The 12,974-nt window shown below is 47.8% G+C and carries 8 protein-coding genes; 1 reads left to right on the forward strand and 7 read right to left on the reverse strand.

Going from position 1 to position 12,974, the window contains the following annotated elements; translation table 11 throughout:
• Positions 1-17: 17 nt before the first annotated feature.
• From V1572_RS21960 to V1572_RS21985, 6 genes are all read right to left on the reverse strand, one after another.
• The gene (locus V1572_RS21960) at positions 18-1,790 is read right to left on the reverse strand and encodes an Hsp70 family protein (protein WP_063943558.1); all 1,773 of its coding nucleotides are present in this window, start codon (positions 1,788-1,790) and stop codon (positions 18-20) included.
• Positions 1,775-3,085 carry a hypothetical protein gene (locus V1572_RS21965; protein ID WP_063943556.1) on the reverse strand — a complete coding sequence of 437 codons (1,311 nt, stop codon included), beginning with the start codon at positions 3,083-3,085 and terminating at the stop codon, positions 1,775-1,777. Before V1572_RS21965 ends, V1572_RS21960 begins: the two co-directional genes overlap by 16 nt.
• Positions 3,078-4,166 carry a hypothetical protein gene (locus V1572_RS21970; protein ID WP_063943554.1) on the reverse strand — a complete coding sequence of 363 codons (1,089 nt, stop codon included), beginning with the start codon at positions 4,164-4,166 and terminating at the stop codon, positions 3,078-3,080. The genes V1572_RS21965 and V1572_RS21970 overlap by 8 nt, the downstream gene beginning before the upstream one ends.
• A 112-nt stretch (positions 4,167-4,278) precedes the next feature.
• Positions 4,279-7,527 (reverse strand): type I restriction endonuclease subunit R, encoded by a 3,249-nt coding sequence (locus V1572_RS21975; protein ID WP_395299593.1) that lies wholly within the window; start codon positions 7,525-7,527, stop codon positions 4,279-4,281.
• On the reverse strand, positions 7,524-8,903 hold the full coding sequence (locus V1572_RS21980) for a restriction endonuclease subunit S (RefSeq protein ID WP_025205699.1): 1,380 nt from the start codon (positions 8,901-8,903) through the stop codon (positions 7,524-7,526). Before V1572_RS21980 ends, V1572_RS21975 begins: the two co-directional genes overlap by 4 nt.
• Positions 8,903-11,263, reverse strand: coding sequence for an N-6 DNA methylase (locus V1572_RS21985; protein WP_395299594.1), 2,361 nt, complete (start codon positions 11,261-11,263; stop codon positions 8,903-8,905). The genes V1572_RS21980 and V1572_RS21985 overlap by 1 nt, the downstream gene beginning before the upstream one ends.
• Positions 11,264-11,445: 182 nt before the next feature.
• On the opposite strand from V1572_RS21985, the gene V1572_RS21990 reads away from it, so the two are divergent.
• Positions 11,446-11,901: a HigA family addiction module antitoxin gene (locus V1572_RS21990; RefSeq protein ID WP_395299595.1), complete on the forward strand. Its 456-nt coding sequence runs from the start codon at positions 11,446-11,448 to the stop codon at positions 11,899-11,901.
• Positions 11,902-12,578: 677 nt separating this feature from the next.
• Here V1572_RS21990 and V1572_RS21995 read toward each other — a convergent pair.
• Positions 12,579-12,890: a hypothetical protein gene (locus V1572_RS21995; protein WP_395299596.1), complete on the reverse strand. Its 312-nt coding sequence runs from the start codon at positions 12,888-12,890 to the stop codon at positions 12,579-12,581.
• Positions 12,891-12,974 lie beyond the last annotated feature (84 nt).

The following is a 12,974-nucleotide window of genomic DNA, read 5'->3' on the forward strand; positions in this document are numbered from 1 at the left end:
TAGGCGAATCAGCTTTCTCAGCTATTCGAGCAACAATTTTTACCCCACCTGGCCCCACAATTACTGCATGGCTGATAACGAACAAATTCGGTTCTTTGTTGTTCTGTAAGAGTCTTCCTCAGAAACGGATGTTCGTCATTGTAAGCTTTCAAAAGTTCTCCTGGGACAAGCTCCCAGTCTTCTTTATCAGGCGTCACATTTGCTCTGATCATCAAGCCATAAGGAAGCTTTTTCTCGCCTTTTAACTTAAGCCGTTTTTTTTTTGATTCCGGCTGAACCGTCATCGTTGCAAGACCGAATTCAAGATCATAAAACTCTGTCGAGCGCGGGATCTGCATATCCCCGCCAACACCAGAAACATGAACAATCAGATTTTCATCGATGCTAATTTCCAGCTCAATTCTCTCTTCCAGAGGGGGAAAATCCGGGTTGATCGGGATAACCAATTCACCATAGTTGGTGCGCGGATCTGCGGCAGCAGTTTTACCTACCATTTGTGGTCGTTTAAACGACGCAAGTGCATTCCCATCTCGAGGGTCTGTGCAATACATGGATTGTGGATAGCTGATCGAATTTCCACGGGTCGGTAGCAATGTCCCCTCAGGGATGATAGTCAGAATCGAATTGCGTGCTTCGAGTAGTTCAAAAGGCTTTGATAATGTCAGCTTCAACTCATCCGACGCGATCCAGGCTGCGCCCTCAGAAATAATACGGTCTCCCTTTTTTGAAATCTCAAGCGAAGCAATACCAAACAACTCACTCAACTGCCGTTTGATAAGGGGCATGTTAACCATCCCACCAGTAGCCAGACACAAAGCGATCGTCTGCCTATCAATATCGGCCTGATTATCAGCTAACAACGCATCGATTTCATTAATCCCTTGGCTAATTAATCGTTTAGAAATAGCCTCAAGCTCTTCTCGAGTTAACCAGTAATCGATTTCCGACTCTTCCCCTTCACCAAGGTAGTAGTCAGGCACAAAGATAGAAGTCTTGTCGTGGGTTGAAAGCGTGATTTTTGCACGCTCACAGGCCGCCTGTAATTTGGCTAGCATCCCAGGACTACGCTCTAGCTGGCTCTCATCGTCCCAGTTGTGCTGCTCTGCGTGCTTTTGCTCAACATACTTCTGAATAGCATCATCAAGATAGTCTCCTCCCACGGAGTTATTACCGCGGTTCAGGATTTGCAGGATATTGCCATTAACCACCTTGCATAACGTTAGATCAAGGGTACCGCCCCCCCAGTCAAACACCAGTAACATCTTGCCTTCGAATCGTCTTAGTGCCCCTTTAGGGTCTTCCTGATCACGAAAATAGCCATAGAGGGCTGCAAGAGGCTCATGTACAAAGCTCTCAACATAGACACCAGCGTTTAGCAATGCCTCACGAAGTACCTGCCGCTCGCGGCCTCCCATCGCAACAGGAATAGTCACCACTGCATTCTTCAAATCGGCACTTTCTTCGTCATCTTCATCTCGGGCGTGTTCAATAAGATATCGAATATACTCAGTCACCACTTCGCCAGGACTGAGTAAACGCCCATCAACATTGATATCAGAACAACCCAACAGCTTTTTAGGGCCACGAACGGTATTTCCTAAAACACCGATTCCATGCTGATCGAGCTTATCTTTTGCTTTTTTACCACAGATGGTTTTATCGCTCTCATAGCGAACAACTGAAGGGTGAGGTCGTCCTAAGTCATCGAATGATTTAATTTTCCCAGCACGCGTCACCACTGAAATCAGACTGTTTGTGGTGCCAAAATCGATACCTATTTTCTGAACCATGACAATTCTCTCTCAATGCTTTCAAGGACCAGCTCGACATAATGTGTCGCAATTTCCACCTTCGGCTTTTCTCTCTGCAATGCATTAAGAGATAATTTAAGTGGCTCCATAACATCTTCATTTAACAGATTGAAAGCGCGTGATTTTGCCTTACTGACGTCATCTTTCAGGTGTACACGCTGAGCTTTATCATCAAGCACTTGCTCTTCAGACTGGGTTTTAACCTGACTTAGGCTAACTTTTAGCAGCTCAATTTCCTGCTGCAGTGCAGAAACCCGTTGCGTCAGTTGAGCCTTTTCCGCTTCAATTTTATTCAGATTTTTTCTGAGCTGTTCATTTCTAGTCTCAGTGCCTCGCTGCCCTTCACGAGCGCGGCTCAATAATTCTTCGTAATATCTAATCGTGTCTGCGATACCGCCTCGCGGCTCGCTGAGTTGAGAAGCGAGAAAGCCACAAATTTTCTTCTCATTGATTAAGCCATCACCGCGCTCTAAGATGCGATTTTCGAATGCCTGAATGCCTATTTTTACATCACATTTGCCTGTTTCTACTGCCCACAAATAACAGATAGTCAGCAAATTTTCGCATTGCTGGCGAAGATGCTCCGGAGTTAGTGAGCGAAGCGAAGAAGATGATTTATCTGAGCCCTCTTTCTGCTTAAGCTGCTCCTTAATCGACGTAATTCTTGCTTCATAGCGTTCGCTAAAGCTACGGGTTAAGTGCGCCAGAATCCCCGGATTACTCAAACTCAGAGGTTCAGCCTCCGACAGAAAGAGATTTGAGTACCCCAGGTGTTTGCCCACCCAATGCTCACTTAATGCCTTTACGGCAAAATCGAGGACTACCTTGCTAACCTCATGATTCGATTGAGTGAGAATTACTACTTGCGACAGTTTGTTGAACTCAGGATCTGACATCCCGACAGATGCAATCAGCTTCTCAAGTACCTCGTTAGGTATTCTTCCAGGCTGCTGTATGCGCTTTAAATCAGTCTGCAATGCCTGAGTTAGCGCACTTGCACGCACCTTGCCATCCTTATTCGTCACAGGAATAAACAGCTGGTTTAAAATACTCTCTAGTGTTTTTATTTTTTCAGCATCATTCGCTTTGCTACTGCTCGCAGCTACTTCTGACGACGCTTTGTCTGAAAAACGTTCTGCCTTGTCGAACTCGGCCTGGGTTTCGGCAATCACTGATTCAGTTTCAGTGGCTGCTGCATTAACTTGGGGTTCCGCATGATCCTTGTTTCGTTTCAAGGATAAGGTCCCTGTCTTTTTTTCTTTATTTTCAGACATCTAAAGCCTCTGATTCTGGAACTGTAACGTTAAAAACTTCACTATATTTTAATTTTGTACCGTAGTTACGCTGAGCTTTAAGATTACCTTCCTCTGTCGCCTTGAGATAACGAAGGTAATTCAGTTTTTGGCGATCCTGATTAACCAGTTTCGAGATGTTAATCTGGTCGATAGCTAGCTCGAGGCTTTCCAGTGTATAGCGTGAAAAATGGGCGACATAATCATTCAGAATACGGCTGGTAATATGGTCTGTCGGTAATTTTAAAATGACATTCTGGTCGCCAGCATTGGTCAAAATAGTATCCCCACGGAAGAGCATCAACGCGTCATCCAGACGAGAAATAGACGATCGCCCATGGAAATCTGAGAAATCATTAAATGAGAATTTAATGAGTTGAGACAGTGAATACGATAACGCCGTGGGATACTGCACAAGTAACTGATGTGAACGATTAAAACACTTTGCAAAGTCTTCAGTGGTTAATCGTTCAGCGCGCTGATCCTTCGCCATCACGCCATGTAAATAACGAATAAGCCCATCTCTGTACCAGATAACTTCATCGCAGCCCTCCGTTTCACTTATGAAATGAGATATCGTATCGCCATCGAAATCATCCCGGCCAAACAAGCGCAAGAAACTCTGATCGACCTGTTCAAGCTGAGTCAGAGAGGCCACCAGCAAATCAATCTTAATGCGCTTAGGGCGGATCCCCCGGCGCGATAGCTTAATATCAAAAAAGCCTTTCTTCGCTGAACAGAGTTGTTTCAATAACTCGTCCGGGTTTCCGAGAACATCACCGTTCAGTTCAATTTCATCAACACAACTTAATACAATGTCTTCCGGACCTACCGCTCGAGTAAGTTTGAAGTTATCTCCCATGACCTCTCGTCCATCGATGGTAAGCATAGGATTCGCAACAGGATGAAGGCGTTCATGTTGGCTACGCTCTGCTATAGAAGAAAATTCCATCGAGCATTCACGACATTTAAATTTGGTCGCAGACCCTTTTTCATGCGCTGAAAAACCTCGTTCAAGAAAGAGGTCAATGGCCGTCTCCTGAATCCAACCTACGGTAGGCATAGCTTGCTCCTGTAAATGAACGCAACTAACTCAAGAAGTCAGAGGGAACAAAGCAGGCGCATCATCTGTTCTCGGTGATGTCCTGCCCTATTGCTCCCAATCAGTGCAACAATTAAGCCCCTTTCAACATATCAAACACCACGCGTGCAAAGCCCTTCGCCAGTTCAGGGTTAGAGAGGTATTGCACCATCATCTCCTGCTGGGCGTCGTTACTGTCCATCACGGCATCATCAATGGCTTTCGGGAAATCGCCCAGCATCGCCTGTTCGCGCGTATTGTTGGCAATCTGGGTCATCACCGCCTGGTTTTCTGACAGCTTGTCGCGCACCGCAAAGGCATAATTGATCATGTCTTTATCGGTGAGATTATCGGTAACGAACAGCTCATTCAGGCGCGCAAGGATATTCGACAGAAACTCTTCTTTCTTGTCCTTCGGTTTCGCCGTACCGACATCATTCCCCGGTGTGATTTTGTATTCCGCCGCATCTTCCTGCAGCTTCAGGTGCTGTTCATGAAGCTTCGACAGACGGTAATGGCTCATCTCCACGTTGCTTAAATCAATCTCATCTTCTTCGATGTGCTGCTCATGCAGCAACGGACGCAGATGGCGGGCAAACAGGCTCAGCTTTTCCAGGTTCTTGTCGTCGTAATCGACGATTTGCGACATAAACTCGTAAAAGCGGACAAAGCTGCCAAGATCTTTCTTGAAGATATCCAGCTTACTTTTTTCTTTCTCGCACTCTTTGAAGGTATTTTCCGCATTGGTGATCAACACAACATCGCCGGTCTTCTTGGTACGTTCAAACATCTCTTTAGCCAGCACATACGCATCAATCGCTGAGGTATAACGATGCTTCCAGCGCTCCACCGCAGGTTTGCAGATATTGCTAATGGCCGCGTTGGATTTGTTTTTACTGAAGAACGCCTCGCAGAACTGCTCCACTTCGTTCCACAGGAAAATACCGCTGGTACGCAGCTTTTCAAACAGTTCAAAGACGAGCTGCGGATCGCTAACATCCGTCAGCTCGGCTGTCTGGTAGTACGGCTGGAAAGCACCCAAAATCTCATCGGGTTCGTTGTAGAAATCGAGCACAAAGGTGCCGGACTGCGCCTTCCCAGGATAGGTGCGGTTCAGACGCGACAGCGTCTGTACGCACTCCACGCCGCCCAGCTTTTTATCCACATACATGGCGCACAGCTTAGGCTGGTCAAAACCGGTCTGGAATTTGTTGGCCACCAGCATCACCTGGTAGTCGTCGGTATCAAACGCTTTACGCATATCCCGGCCTTTCAGACCAGGGTTCATATTAATTTCGGTAAACTTCTGATTAAGCAGCGCAAGGCTGTTGTGGTCATCTTCATGGAATTCAACTTCCCCGGAGAACGCCACCATCGCGCTGATCTTTTCGTACTTTTGCTCGGCGATGTATTTATCGAAGGCCAGCTTGTAGCGCACCGCCGCCTTACGCGAACTGGTTACCACCATCGCTTTTGCCTGACCGGCCAGTAGATGCATCACATGCTTGCGGAAGTGCTCAACAATCACCTTCACTTTCTGCGAGACGTTATGATCGTGCAGCGAGACCCACTGGTTCAGTTTGATTTTCGCTTTCTTGCTGTCCACTTCCCGGTCAGGATCGTCCAGCTTTTGCAGCAGCTTGTACGCCACCTTGTAGTTGGTGTAGTTCTTCAGCACATCAAGAATAAAGCCTTCTTCGATAGCCTGACGCATGGAGTAAACGTGGAACGCTTCTGGTTTGTTCGTTTTCGATGCCGGTTCCTGCGGATTAGGACGACGGCCAAACAGCTCCAAGGTTTTGGCTTTCGGCGTGGCGGTAAAGGCGTAATAGTTGAGGTTATTGCTGCCTTTACGCGCAGCAACGGTAGCATCCAGAATATCTTCTGAAGACATCTCCATATCGTCATCTGCTTCTTCCGTCATCAGCACTTCTTTCAGCTGACGCGCCGTAGAGCCGCTCTGCGAGGAGTGCGCTTCATCGGCAATTACCGCATATTTACGCTGCTTGAGGCTGACGCTGTTTTCAATCGCCTTCAGGACGAACGGGAAGGTCTGAATGGTGACGATAATGATCGGCTGTGAGTTTTCTAGCGCGCTAGCCAACTTCTCCGATTTAGAACCGTCGCCCTCTTTATTATTGATACGCCCGACCACGCCGTCCTGATGTTCAAACTGATAGATAGTGTCCTGCAGCTGATCGTCCAGCACGGTGCGGTCCGTCACCACAATCACCGAGTGGAACTGCTTCTCGCCATTTTCATCGTACAGGCGGGAAAGCTGATGCGCCGTCCAGGCGATAGAGTTCGATTTTCCCGACCCCGCGCTGTGCTGAATCAGGTATTTATTGCCGGTGCCTTCCACCGTGGCGGCTGTGATCAGTTTGTTCACCACATCCCACTGGTGATAGCGCGGGAAAATCAGGCTCTCGCTTTTGTACTTCAGGCCAATGGCATCTTCTTTTTCGACGATTTGCAGATGCACAAAGCTCGCGAGAATTTTCAACAAATTGTCCGGCAGCAGCACCTCATTCCACAGATAGCTGGTGGCGTAGTCGTTGGCATCTTCCGGGATGTCGTTCCCTGCACCGCCGTCATGGGTGCCTTTGTTAAACGGCAGGAAGAAGGTTTTATCGCCCTCGAGTTTGGTCGCCATAAACACTTCGTACTGGCTGACGGCAAAGTGCACCAGCGCGCCGCGTTTGAAGGTCAGCAGCGGCTCAGGTTTATTGGTACCAGGGTCCTTCGGCAAACGCGTTTTCTTATATTGCGTAATGGCGTTTTGTACCGCCTGCTTAAATTCAGACTTCAGTTCAAGAGTCGCTATCGGCAGGCCATTGATGAACAACACCAGGTCGATACGCCACTTCTTCGCCTTTACGCCCGTTTCTTCGAATGCGGCGTTCGACGCATGTGGGCTGTAAACCAGCTCCGGCACAATACGGCAGATATTCTGTTTGTAGCGCGCAAGGGTTTCCGGATTGAGGTTATGTTCCGGCTTAAACTGGCACAGGGAAAAACGTGCGTTATGGCTTTTGATACCATGACGCAAGACACCGAGCGTGCCGTAAGTGCGAGACAAAACATCGGTGGCGTTGATATCCGCTTTTTTTAGCTGAGCCACCAGCGCATCAAGGAAATGACGTTCGGTATCGGTGGGGTAAATTTTGGCAAATTTCTCCCACTCCTGTGGCTGTGTGGTCTGCACAAAGGTCAGTGCATCCTGCGAGTACAGCGCACGTTCGCGATCGTAGCCGTCCGTTTTTCCACAAATCCAGCCTTTTTCCTCCATCTGAGCGATCATCTCATTCTGGAAAATCAGCTCTTTGGTGCTGTCCATGCTCATGCGGTAGCCTCCTGTGGCTCCTCAACATCTTGCGTGTCCGTGGCAACCCAATCGCGGACGTCGATTTTTCCGGTAACGGCGGCTGAGATAAGGGCGGTGCGGCGTTCTTGAAGCAATAACTCAAATTTACTTGCCTTATCAATAAGATCGTCAATTTTCAGCAAATTAATATTTATTGCTTGTAAAATATCTTTTTGCTCATCGAGTTTAGGTAAAGGTATATTTAACCCTCGAATATTGCTCATATTAAGAAATGGTTGAACATTCGAATTGGCTATTTGCATAAGGTGTTCATTCATTGACTGAATAACATAGACCAAATACTCAGGTATGACAGAGCCCTGTTCCAAGGTTATTTTGCAACTACCCGTCGTTGACAGTATAGCCTCAGGTATACTGTCAGGCAAAATGCAAGCATTCCCTATTGTCCCAACTTTAGAGAACAAAACATCATTTGGTCTAACTGAATGACGCTTTAACTGAATGTATTTTTCATAACGCATAAACTTTAGATTTTCAGATGAAAAACCTAGATTTGTGATATTTACTGTTCTAATTACAGGAATACCTTGCTCAACATAATCAGTTTCTGTATTGACACTTGAACCAAATGGGCCATCAACCATTGCATTTTTTTCATTTGCAATGACGTACTTTAAGTAACTTACATCCCAATGCTCCGGCACGTCCCCCAACCACTCGACACCAGAATCTTTCATCGGCACATCAGAATTTAGCCCTTTGGTGACGGCATGACTAATTACCGCCTGACGTTTTTCTTTCAGCAGTTCAATCAGTTGCTGTTGCTTCTCGATCAGATCGTCGATTTTTGCGGTTTCGTGATCGAGGAAAGAGGCGATATGAATTTGTTCTGTCAGCGAGGGACATGGGTAGACAATTTCATTGAAAGCTTCGGTCGGCAAACGCCACCGACCTAAATGAGCACTTCCTTGTCCAAGATGAAAGAAGCGACGCTGCTTATACCCATCTTGTAGTAAATAAAGATAGTAGCGACTATAAAAACTATGTTTGTCTCGTACAGCAAAGACACGATAGTCTGGACTAGTAACACCATCATAGTTTGAAATATCAACATAACCTGTTAATAAATCCATATGGTTCATTGCAAACTCACCAGGATATACCCTTTGATATTTTGAGTAATCCATAGAAAGCTGGCCTTCACCACTTTCAATATCTTTTATCTTTATCCCTTTTTGGGTTACAGATAAGACATCAAAGCCTATCTTTCCTGCAATTCTTTTCTTAATCTCAAAAATATATTTGAGTTTTTTTATAGACCACATCTTAGGGATAGTGTCTAAAGACTCAACCCCAGAATCCTTATACTCCGGATACGCCTTATATTTAGCCATCAGGAATGAACCTCCTGCAGCAGCTTCATAATCTCGGCGCTGACCGCGTCCAGGTCGGCATCAATCTCGGATAGCGGTCGCGGTGGCTGATAGACATAGAAATGGCGGTTAAACGGGATCTCATAACCGACAATCCCCACTTCACCATCTTGCGCATCACGCTTATCGGCGTTGATCCACGCGTCAGCCACGTGGGGCAGCACTTCTGCTTTGAAGTAGTTTTCAATCAGGTCGCTGGTAGACACTGCCGGGTTCAGCGGCACGTTCTCGCTATCACGTAGCTCGCCGTCTTGTTCAAACTCGACCACTTTGCCTTTGTATTCAAACGCGCCATAAAGCGGCTGAGCGGCTTCTTTCAGTGCCTTCTTCACCACCGGCTCGGCATCCGAATTTTTGGTGGTGATGGCATCGATAAACTGCTTATTCTCTTTCGCATCCAGCTTCACGCCAGCCGTTTTGATGGCCCCTTTCAGGGTCAGCTGGAACTGGTTGAAGTCATTGCTTACCAGCGTCTCGCCACCCGCCTGCGTACCCAGAGCCGTCTGAATCTGCTGCGCTTTTTCCATCAAGGCGCGCTGCGCCAGCCACAGTTTACTGTCGAGCAGATCTTTAATCTGCTTCTCTTTCAGCTCGGCAAATTCAGCTTTGATGATGGCGCGCGCATCAGCTTCCAGTTCGGAGAAATCACCATAGGTCTCTTCCTGCCATTGGGCTGCGAACTCTTCATACAGACGTTCCATTGGTGCGTTAAACGGCTTCGGTGCAAAGCGCAGAGTCGCAATCGCCTCATCCGTCACCTGAGCAGATAAACGCAGCGGGCGTTCAATGGTCAGGCGGCGATAGCCAAAGTCGGTGCTGTTAAAGATTTTGCTGGCGAAGGTTTTCGGCGCTTCGATTTTGGCGGTGGCAGGCTGGCGACCACGGTTGGATTTTTGCTCGGCGGCTTTCTCCAGACCAAGCTCTTCCAGTGTTGTGGCATCCACCACCTCAAAATCACCGAAGGTCTGCGTGATCAGCTTGATATCGTCTTCGCCCATCAGGTTACGCTTGGAACCCAGCGATTTACGCATTTTGCCGCACAGGTTAGTGCCATCAATCAGCTGCACTTTACCCTTACGCTCAGGCGTTTTCTTATTGGAAAGTATCCAGACGTAGGTGGCAATGCCAGTGTTGTAGAACATGTCCGTTGGCAGCGCGACAATGCCTTCCAGCAAGTCGGCTTCCAAAATGTAGCGTCGAATTTCGCTCTCACCGCTGCCCGCACCACCGGTAAACAGTGGGGAACCGTTAAGGATAATCCCGATCCGCCCACCATTGCTCACGGTGCCATCCACATTGTGGTTGTCGCGCATTTTGCTGATCAGGTGCATCAGGAACAGCAGCGAGCCGTCGGAAACACGCGGCAGTCCCGGGCCAAAGCGACCGTTAAAACCTTTCTGCGTATGTTCGTCGTTAATCTCGCCCTCAATCTTCTTCCAGTCCACACCAAACGGTGGGTTAGAGAGCATGTAGTCGAACTGATCCAGCGGCAGCTGGTCGTTAGAGAGGGTGTTGCCCAGCTTAATACGGCTGACGTCCTGACCTTTGATCAGCATGTCGGCTTTACAGATTGCGTAGGATTCCGGGTTCAGCTCCTGACCAAAGGCACGCATGACTGCTTTAGGGTTCAGCTCGTGAACATATTCCATGCCTGAAGAGAGGAAGCCGCCAGTCCCGGCCGTCGGGTCGTAAATGGTGCGGATGATACCGTCCTGCGTCAGGGCTTCATCATCTTCCATAAACACCAGCGAGGTGGTCAGACGCACGATATCGCGTGGGGTGAAGTGCTCACCAGCAGTCTCGTTAGAGCTTTCCGCGAAACGGCGGATAAGTTCTTCAAACACCAGGCCCATTTCATAATTGGAAATCGCTTTCGGGCTGAGATCGGTGGTGGCGAAAATCTTCACCACTTTGAACAGCAGGTTGGCATCTTCCAGCAGGCCGACAAACTCGCTGAATTTGAAGTGTTCGAAGATTTCGCGCGCGTCCGGGGAGAACGCCTGCACGTAGCTTTCCAGGTTGGCTTTGATGTCGTTCTGGCCCATCTTGCCCAGATCCATCTTCGAGGTGTTAAAGAAGGAAAATGTGCTGGCGCGCAGCAGAAACTTCTCTTTAGCATCTTCCGGCAGTGGGCTAGTTTTTAATTCATCATACTTCGCCACCACCGCATCTTTGGTCTCCGCCAACACACACTCAAGGCGACGCAGCAGCGTAAAAGGCAGGATCACGCGCCCGTACTGAGACTGTTTGAAATCACCGCGCAGCAAGTCAGCTACCGACCAAATGAACGCAGCCGTTTGAGAAAAGTTAGTGTTAGTCATGAAGCCCTCGGAAGAGATTGCAGCCGTCGAGCAAAATGCTCAGGCAAAATTCAATTTTGGAATGCAGTGCGCAAAATAATACCCGCTACGAAGACTATCGCAAACGATACAGGACAAAGAAATGAACGGTGGCCAGAATGAGCGTGTGACCCACGTCCTGCACTCATCAGTTACAGGTTAGAATGGCGCAAAACCTCATTTCTGATGACCAGGCTGGGCACCAGAGCACGCTTGTAAATGGAACCATCGTCATGCCAACTGATTATGCCTACGAACGGGCCCGCCAGGCTAAGCGCAGAGCACTTCGCTCCTGCTCCCGCTGGATGCAAGGGTATGAAAATCTGCAAAGCCCTGTCCCGGCAGAAAGAATCAGAGGGATTCTTGCCATGAATGAAATCACGCTAACCACTTTCGCCAGAGCAATGAACATGAGCCTTTCAGCCTGCCATTATCTGGTGTACGGCAGCTCGCGGATCACGCCAGAAACCGCCGTTCGGCTCAGCTATGTATTAGGCGGAACGCCCGAGCACTGGTTGAAAATGCAAAATGATTACGAATTACTGCTGATCAAAGTGGATAAACGCTCACTGTCACGCCTAGCCGTAACGATGTTTAAGCCCAATAAATCATACAGTTGAAAGTGAATTACTGAGCGAAAACATGATGATCATTTTCCAAAGTGATCATCAAAAACCACCGAAAAAACCAATACAAAAAATGATCTCCACGTGCCAGCCCTTGCTGTGACTGGCTTTAGCCGTAGTGATCACGTTTCACCGGATGTGAAAAACGCGACCGGATATATTTTTAGGTGAGTGTCATGGGCTTATGTCATAGTCAGACAATTATTCGAGTTGCCCCTATTAATTACAACGAACCGTGCCAAAGGAGTCGCGGCGGCATGTTGTAGAACTTCCATCGCTGTGCGTCGTCCGACTAGTCCCGAAGGCGTCCGTCCGGGTAACGTCGCCGTTGCTACCACGCGTCGTTCCGAAACTATCCGTACGCCAACTGTTCCCATCGTTATCGCGGGTAGTGCCAAATGAATCTGTACGATATGTGCTACCATAACTGCCTCTAGTGGTCCCAAAAGAGTCCGTTCTATAAGTTGTGCCGTTGTCACAACGCGTTGTGTTGAAACTGTCAGTGCGACAGGTAGTTGCCTGCGCGGTGCTTGCCACCAAAGCCAGTGCGATGATTAGGTATTTCATTTCATAATGTCTCATGTATGTTGTCTGGAGTAATGCGGCGACCATCTTTTAACTTCAGCATTTACTTGAATAACTTTCCTTGGAAGTGCCACTTCGAGCAATATTCATTTCTGATAACCCTGCGCTTTAGCAAAGGCATAAAACGCGCGGCGGGAGCCATTAAAATCGTCGAGCACCGTTTCCACATACGCCCCACTAAAATCAATTGGCAAACGGCTAAGCGGGTATTCTTTAGCAAAGTTATTTGCCGCTTTAACCACTTCCTCATCGACCTCGCGTCCCCAGCTTTTTGAATGTTCGATGCGATGCAAATAGGCGTATGCCCGAAATAGACGAATCGTCCAGAAATACATAGTCGCCTTATAGGCAACGAACAAGAATAAAAAGACGGCAAGTAGAGTTAAAAAACCTGTCATCGATATCCCTCAATATGGAAGTAAATATAGCAGTGCTGAGCATTAGAGCGTCGGGAGTACTTTCGATATCATTCGTTCGTATTT

The sequence above is a fragment of the Enterobacter quasiroggenkampii genome (genome assembly GCF_043972695.1).
GTDB classification, from domain to species: domain Bacteria; phylum Pseudomonadota; class Gammaproteobacteria; order Enterobacterales; family Enterobacteriaceae; genus Enterobacter; species Enterobacter quasiroggenkampii.